This is a genomic window from Aliisedimentitalea scapharcae, from assembly GCF_045277565.1.
GTDB lineage: Bacteria > Pseudomonadota > Alphaproteobacteria > Rhodobacterales > Rhodobacteraceae > Aliisedimentitalea > Aliisedimentitalea scapharcae.
Genome location: NZ_CP123588.1, coordinates 62,460 through 77,523, shown reverse-complemented (window position 1 = coordinate 77,523; position 15,064 = coordinate 62,460). Strand labels below are relative to the sequence as shown.

The 15,064-nt window shown below is 59.3% G+C and carries 16 protein-coding genes and 1 pseudogene; 16 read left to right on the top strand and 1 reads right to left on the bottom strand.

What is annotated here, in order from left to right; all coding sequences use genetic code 11:
* Positions 1–239 precede the first annotated feature (239 nt).
* From QEZ52_RS23540 to QEZ52_RS23485, 12 genes and pseudogenes are all read left to right on the top strand, one after another.
* A complete protein-coding gene (locus QEZ52_RS23540) occupies positions 240–1,595 on the top strand; it encodes a ParA family protein (protein ID WP_012187063.1) in 1,356 nt (451 codons plus the stop codon).
* Positions 1,592–2,614 carry a ParB N-terminal domain-containing protein gene (locus QEZ52_RS23535; protein WP_092765122.1) on the top strand — a complete coding sequence of 341 codons (1,023 nt, stop codon included), beginning with the start codon at positions 1,592–1,594 and terminating at the stop codon, positions 2,612–2,614. Before QEZ52_RS23540 ends, QEZ52_RS23535 begins: the two co-directional genes overlap by 4 nt.
* Positions 2,615–2,841: 227 nt before the next feature.
* Positions 2,842–4,122, top strand: a complete 1,281-nt coding sequence (repC, locus tag QEZ52_RS23530) for a plasmid replication protein RepC (RefSeq protein WP_230798154.1) — start codon at positions 2,842–2,844, stop codon at positions 4,120–4,122.
* A 374-nt stretch (positions 4,123–4,496) separates the two neighbouring features.
* Positions 4,497–4,967 (top strand): hypothetical protein, encoded by a 471-nt coding sequence (locus QEZ52_RS23525; protein WP_343212048.1) that lies wholly within the window; start codon positions 4,497–4,499, stop codon positions 4,965–4,967.
* A 39-nt stretch (positions 4,968–5,006) separates the two neighbouring features.
* Positions 5,007–5,933, top strand: a pseudogene (locus QEZ52_RS23520) (ArdC family protein); the annotation flags it as partial.
* An 8-nt stretch (positions 5,934–5,941) separates the two neighbouring features.
* Positions 5,942–6,655: an IS110 family transposase gene (locus tag QEZ52_RS23515; protein WP_406651498.1), complete on the top strand. Its 714-nt coding sequence runs from the start codon at positions 5,942–5,944 to the stop codon at positions 6,653–6,655.
* Between the two features lie 420 nt (positions 6,656–7,075).
* The gene (locus QEZ52_RS23510; RefSeq protein ID WP_343212046.1) at positions 7,076–7,465 is read left to right on the top strand and encodes a DUF3768 domain-containing protein; all 390 of its coding nucleotides are present in this window, start codon (positions 7,076–7,078) and stop codon (positions 7,463–7,465) included.
* A 158-nt stretch (positions 7,466–7,623) separates the two neighbouring features.
* Positions 7,624–9,606 (top strand): ParB/RepB/Spo0J family partition protein, encoded by a 1,983-nt coding sequence (locus QEZ52_RS23505; RefSeq protein WP_343212045.1) that lies wholly within the window; start codon positions 7,624–7,626, stop codon positions 9,604–9,606.
* A gap of 74 nt (positions 9,607–9,680) precedes the next feature.
* Positions 9,681–10,274: a regulator gene (locus QEZ52_RS23500; protein WP_343212063.1), complete on the top strand. Its 594-nt coding sequence runs from the start codon at positions 9,681–9,683 to the stop codon at positions 10,272–10,274.
* Between the two features lie 102 nt (positions 10,275–10,376).
* The gene (locus QEZ52_RS23495) at positions 10,377–11,030 is read left to right on the top strand and encodes a DUF6927 domain-containing protein (RefSeq protein WP_230802451.1); all 654 of its coding nucleotides are present in this window, start codon (positions 10,377–10,379) and stop codon (positions 11,028–11,030) included.
* Positions 11,031–11,157: 127 nt separating this feature from the next.
* Positions 11,158–11,484, top strand: coding sequence for a type II toxin-antitoxin system PrlF family antitoxin (locus QEZ52_RS23490; RefSeq protein WP_044352810.1), 327 nt, complete (start codon positions 11,158–11,160; stop codon positions 11,482–11,484).
* Positions 11,481–11,999, top strand: a complete 519-nt coding sequence (locus tag QEZ52_RS23485) for a type II toxin-antitoxin system YhaV family toxin (protein WP_045685393.1) — start codon at positions 11,481–11,483, stop codon at positions 11,997–11,999. Before QEZ52_RS23490 ends, QEZ52_RS23485 begins: the two co-directional genes overlap by 4 nt.
* A 395-nt stretch (positions 12,000–12,394) precedes the next feature.
* On the opposite strand, the gene QEZ52_RS23480 is transcribed toward QEZ52_RS23485, so the two are convergent.
* Complete coding sequence (locus QEZ52_RS23480) at positions 12,395–12,736, bottom strand: helix-turn-helix transcriptional regulator (protein ID WP_050525650.1); 342 nt, start codon at positions 12,734–12,736, stop codon at positions 12,395–12,397.
* Between the two features lie 56 nt (positions 12,737–12,792).
* Between QEZ52_RS23480 and QEZ52_RS23475 the strand changes: the two genes are divergently transcribed.
* From QEZ52_RS23475 to QEZ52_RS23460, 4 genes are all read left to right on the top strand, one after another.
* Positions 12,793–13,641 (top strand): cation transporter, encoded by an 849-nt coding sequence (locus QEZ52_RS23475; protein WP_050525651.1) that lies wholly within the window; start codon positions 12,793–12,795, stop codon positions 13,639–13,641.
* Positions 13,638–14,147, top strand: coding sequence for a signal peptidase II (gene lspA, locus QEZ52_RS23470; RefSeq protein WP_050525652.1), 510 nt, complete (start codon positions 13,638–13,640; stop codon positions 14,145–14,147). Before QEZ52_RS23475 ends, lspA begins: the two co-directional genes overlap by 4 nt.
* 101 nt (positions 14,148–14,248) lie before the next feature.
* Complete coding sequence (locus QEZ52_RS23465) at positions 14,249–14,716, top strand: DUF411 domain-containing protein (RefSeq protein ID WP_050525653.1); 468 nt, start codon at positions 14,249–14,251, stop codon at positions 14,714–14,716.
* A 114-nt stretch (positions 14,717–14,830) separates the two neighbouring features.
* The gene (locus QEZ52_RS23460; RefSeq protein ID WP_343212044.1) at positions 14,831–15,064 is read left to right on the top strand and encodes a hypothetical protein; all 234 of its coding nucleotides are present in this window, start codon (positions 14,831–14,833) and stop codon (positions 15,062–15,064) included.

The following is a 15,064-nucleotide window of genomic DNA, read 5'->3' as shown; positions in this document are numbered from 1 at the left end:
CTCCTGGGGTCCGAAAGACGCGGCGTGAAACATGCATGGTTGATCGGCTTCGCTCTCGTCAGCCGACTTAAACTCCAATCTTGAACGCGTTCAAGATTGGAGTTTCTGGAGCCACTGAGCCTCAAAATATGCGCCTGAAACCTATAGGCGCGTGGTATCTTTATCTTTTACTCAGAACCGTGCTACCATTGAAGCAGAATCGAGTCGAACTCGGACCCAACCGAAGTCAGGGCTTATAAATGAGCGGTAGTTTAGAACAGTTTTTGACGGATCTGTCACGTGGGCTTGAGCGCACGATGGTGGCAGTGAACAAGGAACTCACCTTGCGTCAGCGCATCAAGCGAACCTGGTCCATGCGCCAGTGCGCTAGGTTTCTCAATGTGAGTATTCAGTATCTGACCAAGTTCGCCAATTCGAGCGATGACTTTCCCGCAGGAGAATATGTTGGAAGAGAGCGTGTTTTCACGCTTTCAGAATTGATGCACATGCGGGCCCTTCTGGCAGCCTCGGCAAAGCGGCCGTACGACTACCTGGCCTGGCGGAAGCCTGACGCACCTTTGCCCGTCATCTCGTTTGCAAGCCAGAAAGGCGGGACCGCCAAAAGTCTGAGCGCCGCGCATTTTGCCCAGTATCTCAGCTTGCACTACGGCATGCGTGTCGGTGTTATGGATGCTGACCCACAAAGTACAATAACGCTCTACTTCGTCGGGGGAGAGGGCCTTCCCCAAATGCCCGACGAAAACACCGCCTCCATGGTGGACTTTGCTGGACTCTTTCAGTCGGAAGACGCGCCATATACCGACCACGATGCGCAAACGCTCGATAGCTTCCTTCTCAAGACCTCCTGGCCAGGCCTGCGTCTGCTTCCAGCTCACGGCGAAACATCCGAGGGCGAGATCCAGATTGCGCGGCTTGTCCGCGAAGCCCCCGCCGGAAAGAGCTTTTACCGCTACCTACGCGATGCCATCGACCGCTGGAAAGCGGGCCACCCACCGAAAACGCTACCCAACGAATTGGTAGTCGACGGCAAGGTCGACCAGGAGCGGCTCGACACCGCACTAGCGGAGACGCTGGATGTCATCATCATCGACTATCAACCCGCGCTCACACTGTTCCAGTTGAATAACGTGATTGCGTCTACTTCGCTGGTCATACCGCAAACCATGAAGGGGTTCGACATTGCGACGTTGTCGACCTTTGTGACTGGCCTGCTTGGGATGCTTCAGCACATCCTGGCCCATGAAAGGATCGAGATCGGAACCGGTGCGAACATGCTGTTGCCAACGATCGTTCAACGGTCCAATGCGCAGGATCTTAACCACATCGGAAACCTGCTAGAACATTGCCCCACGGAGATTCTGCCCGTGTTTTATTTGCGTTCCGACGCGATCTCGAACGCTTCGGACGTCTATCAGTCCGTATACGAATACGAGCCAGACACGCCGGGAAAGCGCAAGGGGATCAACCGGTTCATCACGAATGCCGACGCCGTGAACGACGCCATAATATCGCGACTCTGGCCAGGACTCGAACGTGGCTACGCCAATACTTGGATGGACGAATTCTATGAAGATGACGGCGAGGGTGAAGCATGAAACGCAGTATTCCAAGGTCGCTGGTCAGCAAGGCTACCAATCTCGATACAAACAAGGAACGTGCGAGCGGCTCCGAAGGCAGGACAGAATCGAGTGATGCTGTTTCGACTCCTTTCAAGGGGGCCGGCAGTGCCTGGAAATCAGGAGCGCTTGCGCAGTCGCAAGCTGCAGTAGAGCGAAGCAGAGCCGAGCTTTGTTTGGATATCCTCAACGGTCGCCATGAGATAAGCCTGTCGCCAGATCAAATCTCCGATCCAATGGGAACCGACCGCCGACAAGACTGGATGTCCCAGGAAGCCTTCCGGTCTTTGGTAAACAGCATCGCTTCGAACGGGCAGGACACGCCCATTCTAGTGTGGCCGGAGGATCCGGATTGGCAGCCGGATCCGTTGGACCCGTCGAATATCGCGGGGGTTCCATTCGTGATGCTGACAGGACGCCGCCGACTGGCTGCCGCGTCAGAGCTCGGTGTACCCCTTCGTGCAATACTTGCTCCGCCTGACGCGCGAAACGCTGAGAACAGCAAGTTTGAAATGTTGTTTCTGCGGTTTCGCGAGAATGAGGAGCGCGAGAATCTCAGCCCTTTTGAGCGATTGGTTTCGATTGGTGAAATGTATGAGACGCTGGCTTCTGGCGAAGAGAAACTGACAGCTGTGGCCTTCGCCAAGAAAATTGGTGTGCATGAGAGCCTAGTCTCGCGAGCACGGTCCGTTTTCGCTGCGCAGGATCAAATCTTGAACACGTTCAAGAACGTCTACGACATGAGCTTTCGCGATTTACAGGGTGCCTTAGCGAGCTTGGAGAGAACGAACAAAGCCAAGCCAAAACCAAAGACAAAGCCCCAAAAACTCACCGTAAAGCGCAAGGTGGGCAACCGAAATCTTTCGGTCACTTCCGTCGATGGAAACCTATCAATCAAGGTTGCAGGAGTGCCGATTGACCAAGAGCGTCTCGAAAAGCTTGGAGACTTAGTCGCAAGCTATTTGAACGTCGAAGACGCGGAGAAGGATACCGACTGAAGACAGCGTTGGTGAGATGTTCTTCGGAACGATGAGGCAAGGAGCAAAAAAGGAACGACAAGTGAATTAACGGCAAAAGAAAAGCCCCCAAGCGGTGTGGCCTGAGAGCTGATCTTAATGGTTTGGTCACCTTCAAGATAAGTCTCACAGGATTCACTGTCAACGACGAACGCTTCTGAGCGAACGGCTTTCTTTTGCCTCCACACAACCGGAGGTGAGATACAGGCATGAAACATACAGGTTGGCGCAAGCCGACACCGGGTCTTGGGGTTGCTGAGCAGCTTGCCCAAGCCGGTGAACGGGTAGCAGTACCCAAGACGCGGGCATTTGTCGCGCTCAAGCGCGTTGGAGCGCATATCGGTCTGAAGGCCGGCGACATGATGCTCCTCGATACACTGGGGGCCTTCACGCAGGCCCAGGACTGGGAGGAGGGGCAGCGCCCGATCGTCTGGGCCTCTAACGCCTATCTGATGGAACAGACCGGCTTCTCTCTGTCGGCACTGAAGCGTCATGCGCGGCGTCTGGCAGAGAACGGTGTGATCTCTTTCCAGGATAGCCCGAATGGCAAACGGTGGGGCCGCAGAGACGCTGAGGGGCGTATCGTCGAGGCCTACGGCTTCGATCTGTCGCCGCTTTCGGCTCGAGTCGAGGAGTTTGAAGAGCTGCAGGCCGAGTTGCAGGCCGAGCGCGAGCTCTGCCAGCGCTTGAAGCGTCAGATCACGGTTGCGCGCCGGATGATCCGCGCGCGGATCGAGGCGGCGGTAAGCGGCGCGTTGCGCGGGCCCTGGACGCAATTCACGGGTCTCTTCGAGGAGCTTCTGGACCGACTTCCGCGCCGCCATCAAGCCTCTGAACAACTGGAGCGACTACTGGCGTGGTTCAAGGAACTTCAGGAACGAGTCGAGGCGGCCTATCTCAAGGCGACTGGTGCGATAAACCCTGTGGAAAACACCGACAAAAATGACGCCCAAGTTATGAAGAAGACTCAAGAAATGAACCCCAGGGAAGTCATTTCTGAACCTCATATACTAATTACAAATCAACTTATTCCTGTAATAAGTAATTCCTCTGAAAAAGAGGAAGCGGCGGATGTCGTGCCCAATGCACGACCCGAGGAGCGGGTTGATGGGGAACTGGAAGACTGGGTTGCAGAGGTGCGCAAGAAGCGAACCGCGCTTGACCTGCCAACAATCATGCAGGCCTGTCCAGAGTTCGCGTCCTGGGCGCGTAATATGGGCGGATTCCTGAAGGATTGGGGCGATCTGCATCGGGTTGCCGGGCAACTCAGGCCGATGATCGGGATTTCGGAGCATGCTTGGAACGTGGCTCAGGACCGAATGGGCACTCAGGTGGCCACGGCTGCGTTTGCACTTGTGTTCGAGAAGCACAGCGCGGGCGAGGTTGCCTCACCAGGCGGATATCTGCGCGGCATGGTCGAGAAAGCCGGGGCAGGGGAGCTGCATCTTGAGCGTAGCTTTTATGGCAGGCTCAGCGGGCAAGCGGCGTAAGAGGGTAAGATTAAAAGATGTTACGCATCCGCAGATGTAGGCAGGGCTGTAGAAAAATATCTTGCCGATCTGATGAATCTGCTAACTATCTGCCAAATAACGATAATTTAGCAACTTGTGCAAGATTTTGCCAATTCCCGTTGCCGATTTTGCGTCCCCAAATGCCTCTGCTGTTCCAAATCAATGGCTTCGACAAAAACGCAGGCATGGCGCGGTGTGGTGAGGATCCGCTGAAATTGGCCAGGACAGGGTCAATGCCCGAAAAAAGTGAAAGTGTCCTTCGGGTTTTGTGACTGACGGATGTGGGCCTTTGGGGTCCCTCAGATGGGTCCGGGCCGGGTTCCGGTCTGCCGTTCCTGACGAAGGGCATTCCCATGCAAACAGGTGTCTTGCGCGTGTTACGCACGACCGCTGCCTCGTGGTGGCGGCATGGAGAGCTGCGCCGAACTGGCCAGACGTTGCTGGCACAGCGGCTCGAACGCCAGACCGTCCTGCGTGATCTCGGCCATCTCAGACAGGCGGCGTCATTGCCAAACGCGCATGTGATCTGCGGAGAGGGCGGCACGTTCATCCATCTCGGTTGGACCACCGTGTCGACCTTCGCGCCGATCGAGCGCTTTCCCTTGGCCGCCCTCGCGGTCGCACGAGGAACCCCGTTCATCGATGTCCGGCCCGTCACCGATGTGATTGCCTTCGCGAACCTGCCGCGGGTGACGCGGGACGGATCGGTCGACCCTGAACCCTGGGGTCCTGGCAAGTCCGTCTCGCTGATCACCTACATCGACATGGTCGAAGTGCTTGGTGCCAAGATCGCCAACGATCCGCGGCCCCGTCGGTCAACCTGATCCCCAATCTTCTCACCAAAACTCGAAAGGACGCCAGCCATGGCCCGATCCCGCACGCCCAAATTCGATGCCTCCGAGGTCATCACAAACGAAATCATCCGTATCATTGAGCGCGGCGTCCTGCCGTGGCGCAAGCCATGGACCGCAGGTGGCAGCTCTCGTCCCCTGCGCGTGGGCGGAGAACCCTACCAGGGGGTGAACAACTTCCTGTTGACGATGCGGACCGTGATGGCGGGCCACAGCTCTCCCTTCTGGATGACGTTGCCGCAGGCCAATGCCTTGGACGCAAAGGTCCGCAAGGGCGAGAAATCCTCTGTCGTCGTCTATTACGGTCAAAGCCGGAAAGACGCGGGCGGCGATGAGCATGACCGCAGCGACGGGGATGATCACTCCGAGGAAGCCCACATCTTTCGCTTTCAGAAATCCTACCGCGTGTTCAATGCCTGCCAGATCGAGGGCTTGCCCGACAGCTTCTTCCCCGATCCGGAGCCCGTGCCCGAGCATCCGCCGTCCGAGCCCATCCCGCACATGCAGGCGTTTTTCGACGCCATCGATATCACAACCGTCTTCACGGGCACGGAGGCGTACTATTTGCCGCCCGTGGACAAGGTCTACATGCCGTCCATCACGCGGTTCCAGGACCCGCGCAATTTCTACGGGGTCTGGGCCCATGAGCTCGCCCATGCCACGAAAGCCCCCCATCGATTGAAACGTGATTTCGGGTTCTCGAAGTTTGGCAACACGTCCTATGCGCGCGAGGAGATCGTCGCGGAATTGACCTCGGTGTTCCTGGGTCAGACGCTCGGCTTCACGGCGCATACGCTCGAGATGAATGCCGCCTACCTGCACAACTGGTTGCGGGTCCTTCGGTCGGACAAGGGCGCGATCTTCCGGCACGCCGCGGACGCGCAGCGCGCCTGTGATTATCTGATCGCCAGATCGGAGGTGGGCAGGGCATTGCGCGCTTGCTTCAAATGGGATGGTACAGGCCCGTGCACCGCAAATCGGTGTCCTCCCAGGAAATCCGCGCGTTGCTGACAGCGCGCAAGTCAGTTCAGCAGGCCATCATCAACCTTGAGCTTTCCATGCGGGGTGTTTTGCGGAACTTCGGTCTGAAGCTGGGACACGTCACCCGGATCAGGTACGAGGCCCGGGTGAGGGAACTGGTTGAGCAGAATGAAATCCTGTCGGTGTCGACAGAGGCCCTTTTGCGCGCGCGTGCGCAGTTGCGCGCCGAGTTGGCTGAAATGGATGCGACAATCGCGGATCTGGCAAAACAAGACGACGTTTGCCGTCTGATGATGACGATGCCGGGCGTCGGTCGGATCGTCGCCCTGACGGTCAAATCCGCGATCGACGATCCGACCCGCTTTGCGCGATCGAAGGATGTTGGTCCGTGGGTGGGGCTGACGCCGAAGCGCACTCAATCCGGAGAGATGGACATCGTCGGGCAAATTACGCGAGCCGGCGACCGGGCCCTTCGAACGGCCTTGTATCAAGCGGCGATGATCTTGATGCACCGTGGGTCACCAAACTGGCTCCAGGCCTGGGCGCTCAGAGTGGCCCATCGGCGTGGATCGAAACGGGCTTTGATTGCACTTGCGCGGCGCATTGGCGTTGTTTTGCACCGCATGTGGCGAGACGGCACACCATTCCGCCATGCGCAGAGCTCCCCGGCAACGGTCTGAGTAATACAATTCCAGAACTTGATCGGACGGAGGAATGCACTGCACCTGACGACAGGTACGACGAGGTCCCTTGCCGGGACGGGGTTCCTGGAGATGCCGAAAGCCCGCTAGTTATCGGCTAACGCTGAATACGCGTAAAAGATGGGCACCCAGGACCAGATTTGGACCAGGCATAGAGTGGCAGTCATGAGGCTGACTACGGACGGAAGAGCGAAGCCCGTGCAGGGGGTGTCCTTCAGTCCTGACGTGCGGGTGCAGTGAAAAAGAAAAAGTAAGCTTCTGAATTTGTGTCTTAAAACTCGGCGAGGAATGAGATCTTCGCCGGGATTTTTGACTTGCCCGAAACCCTTGACAGAGGCCCGCCCCATTACGGAAGCGGGCTTTGGGAAGGGTGTTTCAAACCTCTCAAAGGAGATCCCCATGTCCATGAATGTTCAACCCCAGCCAGACCGGCCGGATCCGACCGTGATCGCCGCGCAGAACGACGCGTTCCGCAAACTCGCATGCCTTGGGATCCCACCTGAGCAACCCATCCAGGGCCGCATGCAAGTCACCCGCGCGCTCATGGAGGCCGACGACGGCTTCATGGCCGAGGCGGTGAAGGCGACCGGTGAGTTTGCCACATTCGAGCCTGAGAATGATCCCGAGGGATGGCACGATTTCGGGGCGGTCGAGATCCGGGGCGAGACCGTGTTCTGGAAAATCGATCTCTATGAGGCAGATTCGGATTTCCGCTACGGGGCCGAAGCCCCGGACAATCCTGCCACGACCATGCGTGTGCTGACCATCATGCTTGCGCGCGACTGGTAGAAGGGAAGGGGACTCCTCCCCCTGACATCTCAGACGATGAAGGCCCGCTGCCCCCAAAAAGGCAAAGCGGGCCTTCTGTCGTTGTGATCCCTGAAGCCGGGGATTGGTCACGCGCGTGAAGGTGCGGGCCACACCTCACCCACCTGGAAGGATATCCCATGACCACAAGCTTTGCCCCTCTCACCGTCGCCATCGGCGATCTGGTCCCGCATCCCGCCAATGTGCGCAGCAACGCGCCGGAAACCTATGACCCCGAGAACATCGCCCATCTAAAGGCCAGCATCGCTGTGCTGGGCCTGCTCCAGCCGCTCCTCGTCCAGAAGCTTGACGGCAAGTACGCCGTGCTGGCCGGTGGCCGACGTCATGCCGCGATGAAGGGGCTGGTCGCCGACAAGGCCGCCAAGGGCTTCACGACGAAGACCAAGATCGACTGCCGCCTTGTGCCGGAGGAGTGCGACGTCACCACGGCGCTGTCGCTCGCCGAGAACATCACGCAAGCCCCCATGAATGCCATCGACGAGTTCGAGGCTTTCGCCCGGATGATGGAGGTCGACGGCCAGACGCCCGAGACCATCGCAAAGACCTTCGGCACCACGGTGGCCGCCGTGAAAGGCCGGTTGCGCTATGGCCTGATCCACCCCGATATCCGCGCCGCGGCCCGGGCCAAGGTGATCACGCTCGACACGATGAAAGCTTTCGCCGAGCACCCGAGCCAGGAGGTACAGCGCGAGGTTTACGAGGCTCTCACCAAGGAAGACAGCTACCTGCAAGCCTACACGGTGCGTCAGGCTCTCAAATCCCGCGGCGTGCAGGTCAGCGACGACATCGGGGCTTTCGTGCGCGCGGACTACGAGGCCCGCGGCGGCGCTGTCGCGGCCGATCTGCTGGAGGAACATTCGGTGCTCGAGAATGCGGCGCTGGTCGAGACCATCCTGCTCGAGAAGCTCGGTGCCGCTGCCGAAGAGGCCCGTATGAGGTTGGGCTTTGCCTGGGCCGATGCGATGGTGCGCTATGATTACGCGACCATGGCCGACTACGGCCGTGTCTATCCCGGCCCAATCGAGCCCGATGAGGCCGCCCAGACGCGCGTGGATGAGATCACCGCCGAGCTTGAGCAACTACAGCTCGAGATGGAGGATGAGGGGCTCGAAGACGATGCCTACAATGCGCTTTACGACCGCGTGGACACTCTGGAAGAGGAAGCCCGCGATCTGCAGGAGGCCTACAGCGCTGAGGACCTCGCGCGGTCCGGGGTGATCGCGTCGTGGCAGGGTGGGCAGATCACGCTCCATGTTGGCCTCGTCCGCCCGGAAGACACCGTCAAAGAGGAGGGCGCGCGCGGCTCCTCGGCCAACCCGACCGGGGAGGAGGCCCCGGACGCCGGCGAAATCACCTATCCAGCCTCACTTGCTGAGGACCTCAAGACCGAGCGGGCCATGGCGCTTGGGGCCGCGATGGCGCTGCATCCTGAGGCCACGCTCGATTTGACGCTCTTCAAGCTGGTGAGCGACGTTCTGGCCAGCGGCATTGCCGTGACTCAGGCGATCAAGGTCGATGCCCGCAAGGAATACCGCAGCCACGCTAAGATGGACGAGATCGACGAGACCTCGCTCGAGCAAGTGGCGGCGGCGCATGATGCGCTTGATCTGTCCTGGCTCGATGACAGCCGCGCGCCCGCCGATCAGTTTGCGGCGTTTCGCGCGTTGAAGGCCGGCGAGAAGGCCAAGCTCGTCGCCTATGCCACCGCCAGCACCACGCAGTCCTGCTTCGCGCGGGACCGATCGCGCGACAGCCTGATGCATGCGTTCGAGATCGAGATCATGCCCGATATCCGCGCCCACTGGACGCCGAACGCGGCGCTCTTCAATCGCTTTAAAAAGGCGTGGCTCCTGAAGATCCTCGGTGAGGATCTGGGTCTCGCCCAGGAGGCGGTGACGCTGGCCTCGTCGAGCAAGAAGGAGATTGTCGCCTTCTGCGACAAGCTCTTCGCCGAGCCTTTCGCCACGCTCACGGACGCGCAGCGCGCTGCCGTGGCCGCCTGGTGCCCGTCAATGATGCAGACCGCCGGTGTCGCCTGTGATGAGGCGGAGCCCACTGCGGACACCACGGAGCCTGACAGCGAGGTCGCGCAAGCGGCCTGACGCATCAAGTGACCCGCGCGGAGCATCCCGAGCGCGCGGGTCGACCCTTCCAAACCGAACAGAAAGACATCCCCATGGCTATTCTCAAGTTCTCTGCCTCCGCAGTTGCGGCGCAGATCGCCCATGCGCGCGCCTGCAAAACCTTCCTGCCCAACTGGAACGGGCCCGTGGACAGGCCCGCCCTGATCCTCATCGTCGGCAATGGTGTGCATCTGCGCTCGAACGGCATCGATGGCACGACCACCCGCATCGTCTCCACCGAACAGGCCGATCTCTCCTTCGCCTTCGCCGACGGCATGAACCCGTTTCGGGACACCGACTGGATGGCGCAGCGCCGCATGGCGTTTCGCGATCTGATCGGCCAGTTCTATACCGACATCCTGGATGACGTGCAGGTGCTCATCGACCGGGGGCAGGGGACGATCCGGCTCGCCACCGATGGCCACAGCATCCGCGTCTTCGTGCGCCGGGCCTCGGATTATCTCATAGGCGGGACCTACGACGTGCCCTCGGGCCTCGGCGGCACCTTCCGGGTCATCCTCAAGGATGCCTGCGACACCTTCGCGATCGTGCAGAACTGCGGCAATTGCGAGGATTTCGACGCCATGCAGCCCTACCGCGTGCCGCTCGATGCGCTGATGGAAATCGATGACCGGAGGGCGGCGTAACGCGCCCTTTCTCAAACAAGCATCGCCAATACCCTGCCGGGCCTGCGGCCCTCTCGGGACATTGGCGACAACAATTTCCCCAATGAGAGAAAGGACTCTGAGATGGGATGGCTCTTCTACACCGACGGCCGCGTCCAGACCTACGCGGATGAGAAAGCGGAAATCGCCCGGCTCTGCACCTCTCATGGCGACACGCGCAAGACGGAACTGGTCAAGGCCTGCAAGGTCGGCTCAACCTGGTATGCGGCGGCAAAGGTCACCAATCTCGACGGCACCCCTGTCGAAGACACGACCTATGTCACCGATGCGGATGGCTCCATCACTTTCGGGGCTGTCTTCCTCACCCGATACGATGACGGGTGCTGGGGCTACAAGGACATGGAGGAAAGTGCTGGCCCGAACGAGTCGCGTGCTCCCCTTGGGCTGATCGAGCTCCTCTCCGACCTGAAAGACCCGGACAGCTACGCCCAGGACTGGCGACAGCGCTGCCGGGATTGGGCTGCGATCCCGGACTACGAGGAAGGCGACAAGATCAGGCTCGCAACGCCCGTGACGCTCACCGATGGCAGTACATGCCAGATCGTCACCGCGACGCACTACAGGCGGGGCCGGCAGAAACGCCGCTGCTACCGCATCGAGGAAACCGGCGGCCTCGTGCGCCTGTCGAAAGCGACGCTCGCGGGCTCGGAGCTGCTCAGCTCCGCGAAAGGCGCGGCCAGTCCCGTGCTGGCGGAGTTCCTGGCGAGGCGAAATTAGGTGCTGCGCCGGACGGTTCATCGGCCTGCCCGGCGACAGCAGATCCTGCGGCTTGTCTTGACAAGGCAATGCAAATGCATTACCTATCGCAGGCAGAAAAGACCCCCCGTTCTTTCAGGAGACTGCCATGACAGCGCTCGCACAAGATGTCTCGAAACTCACGGATCGGTATCAGACGACCGTGCCGGCGGGTGTGCGCAAGCAGCTCAAGCTAGGCAAGGGCGACCAGATTCGCTACTGTACCGAGCCGAGTGGCAGGGTCTATATCGAGCCCGTGCGCAGCGACGAGGAAGATCCCGTGGTCGGAGCCTTTCTCGATTTTGTCGAGGCCGATATCAAGGCGCATCCGGACCGCATTCGGGCGTTCGATGGGGCTTTGCATGACCGTCTTGCAGCACTGGTCGGAGACGTTGACGTCGATCTCGATGCGCCGCTATCGCTCGAGGATGAATGAGCGGCGATAGCGTGCCCGCCCAAGCGCCCCTTGTCGTAAACGGATGGTCGATTTATGCGCATCCGCTCTTTCTGGACCAGCTCGAAGGGCTGACCCTGGAGGTCGAGGCGCGTAAGGCACGCGATCCCAAGACCTGGCGCAAGAAAAATTCCACGAAACGGCTGGCCGCCATCTTCAAGCTGGTGACCGAGGCCATACCGGCAGATCCGGGTGCCGCAGCCTTCCGGCAAGGCGGCACACTCGGCGACCACCGCAAGCACTGGTTCCGGGCGAAATTCTTCCAGCAGTATCGGTTGTTCTACCGCTTCAACAGCGATGCGAAGGTCATCGTGGTGGCATGGGTGAATGACGACAAGACCCTGCGCGCCTACGGCAGCAAGACGGATGCCTATGCGACGTTCAAAGGGATGCTGGAAGATGGCAATCCACCTGACAATTTCGACGCGCTCTTGAAAGAAGCAGTGGCGGCGGACAAGCGGTTCGAGACGTCCCTTGAAGCGGCGCCTGATCGGTAAGTGGGGTCGAATTCCGGAGGGGGCAGAATCCCCCGCTAAGGCTGCCAGTAAGGGGCTCGTTCTGCGATATTATCTCCCGTCACCCTTGAGCCGAGTGAAAGAGGCGACATTGGTGTGTCATATGGCTGGTACGATGAAATTCTCAGAAGTCCCTCCCTATCCGTACACCTGCCGTTCGCTGCATCGTGTACGAACTGGTAAGATGCGGACAAATGGTGATTTCGCTGCGGATGCGCCAACGTCCGGTTCGGCGGACCGTTCAACGAATGGTGGATGCCCCCCAATCTTACGTCCTCCGGGATGCATGACCTAGCGTCGGCAGAACCTGCAAGTGTAACCGCTTCGGCCTTGGCAGGTTTATGACCAGCTTTCTTTGCTGCCAAAACGACCGTTTGTCACTCGCGATAGTTGCCGCACGCCTCAACACCCTCTGCGACCAATTCCAGAAGTGCGTCCACATCATTCAAAAGGGCTGTAATGCGCGGGCTGCTGATACGGTAGCGAATGAAGCGTCCATCGCGGTCGCTGGCGACAAGCCCACAATCCAAAAGACATCGGAGATGGTTGGAAACGTTTGGTTGCGATAATTCCGTGCGTTCGACGAGTTCGTGAACAACCAGCGGCCCCCCGCACAAGGCACCGAGAATAGCCAAGCGGCTTGGGTCGGCGAAGCCGCGGAAAAGCTTTGCGCGTTGTTCAATGGTAGCGGTCTTGCGGTCGGTAACGATCTGCGTCATATCATTACTCACTGATATATTATCCTTTGATCCACTTTAGCAGGAGAACTGCGACCATGGCCAACGCAGAAAACGCGATAGCAGATATTCCATCCTTCCGTTACCGCGTCTCCGGCATGGATTGCGCCAAGGACGCCGCACAGATTGAACGAGCGGCGCAGTCTGCCGGGGTCGCGCCCGACGCGGTGAAAGTGTCGGCGGCGACCCATATCATGACCTTGAAGGCCCCTGAAGCGCGGTTGCCGGAGATCGAAAAAGCCGTTGAGACAACTGGGTATGGGTTTGACCGTATCGAGAGCGACGAGGATATTCAGCAAGGTGCGGCCCATCAGGACCCGGCCTACCGACGCGCGCTCTGGATCGTCGTAATCCTAAACGTTGGTTATGGTGTCATCGAGATGGTCGGCGGGTTCATCTCCGGATCGCAGGCTGTGAAGGCCGATGCGCTCGATTTCATCGGCGATGGCGCAATTACCTTCCTCGGACTTCTGGCCATCGGCTGGAGCCTCGCCTGGCGAGCGCGATCAGCCCTGATTCAGGGCATCTTTCTCGGCTTGCTCGGTCTTGGCGTCCTTGGCACAACCATCATACGGGCATTCGAGCCGACACCGCCAGACGCCACTCTGATGGGGATACTGGGCCTTATTGCTCTTGTCATCAATGTCATCTCCGTGTTGCCCCTGCTGAAATTCCGCAAAGGCGACGCGAACATGCGTGCCGTCTGGCTGTTTTCGCGCAACGACGCCATCGGCAATGCGGCAGTCGTTATCGCCGCCGGTCTGGTGTTTTGGCTGGGTAGCGCATGGCCCGACCGAATCGTCGCCTTCGGCATCGCAGGATTGTTCTTGCATTCTTCCTGGGCGATCATCCGCGATGCGCGTTCCGATCTGAAAGTGGCGGCATGAACAGCCGCATTCTGGGGGCGGTCTGCACGATTGCAGCTTTCGGTCTCGATCAGGGCACCAAGGCGCTTGCCCTGAACACCCCGGCGCTTGAGCATGGGGTCGAGGTTCTGCCCTTTCTCAATCTCGTTCGTGTCCTGAACGATGGGGTCAGCTTCGGCATGCTCGGTGGGATCGTGCCCTGGTGGGGTCTCGTCGTGCTTGCTACCGCGATCATGGCATGGCTGCTGATCTGGTTATGGCGCGCGCCGAACAGGCTGACGGCTGCTGCTCTCGGTCTGGTCATCGGCGGTGCGCTCGGCAATGTCATCGACCGGCTGCGTTATCAGGCGGTCCCTGACTTTCTGGATTTTCACTTCGGAACATACCACTGGCCGTCCTTCAACCTCGCTGACGTGGCGATTTTCTGTGGGGCGGCACTGCTGTTCTGGGACGGCTTTCGCGCGACGAAAGACAAGCCGGGACATCAGGAACAAGACCAACGCGAGGGAAATATCACGGGGAGATAAACGATGTCCGCATACCATCCGCAAAGGGCTTCGACAGCACGTTCGCCCAACTGCGCAACCCAAGTCCCGCCCAAGGCATGCTATTCAAAAGGAGAAATGCGATGCACATAACGCGCCGCCAAATTTTGACCGCCGTCGCTGGCATTGCCAGCGCCGCGCCGCTTGCGGCATTTGCGCAAGCTGCACCAACAATCCACGTTCTCAAAGACCCTAATTGCGGCTGCTGTCGCGCCTGGGTCGCCATTCTTAGGCAGGAGGGCTTTCGCGTCACCGAGGAGCGGAGCTTTGGGACCCTCATGATGCGTCACAAGCTGGACAATGGCATCCCGCAAAGAATGATATCGTGCCACACGGGCGAGATTGAGGGTTACATGATCGAAGGTCACGTGCCGGTTGCCGACATCCGCCGCCTGTTGGCTGAACGGCCAGATGCTGTCGGTCTCGCTGTTCCTGGCATGCCTTATGGGTCGCCTGGAATGGGCCCAGAAGATCAGCGTGAAGCTTATGATGTGTTCTTGATCCGCCGGGATGGTAGCAGCGAGGTCTTTACGAGCTATTCCGCAGCTTAGAACTCCAATGACCTCTGGGTCAGAGTCTTTATGAGAAATGACCGTTTTGATTGTGTCCTTCTGACAGAACTTATCCAAAAACGGTGATGCACGTTCCGATCTGAAGGCGGCGGCATGAACAGCCGCATTCTGGTTGGGTTCCGCGCAACGGAAGACACACCGAAAAAGCCTGAACAAGGCAACCGCAAAAATAGTGCACAGCAAAGACCGAGAAGCGGCCATTCAGTTATTCTGCAGCATCTGTCGAAGTGGGCTCCTAGCGGCCGGTCGCCGCGCGCCGCCTCAATGTCGGCTTTATTGATCAACAAGTTCGGCGGTTTTGCTGCGTGGCTTTCTCTTTGTTGCTGA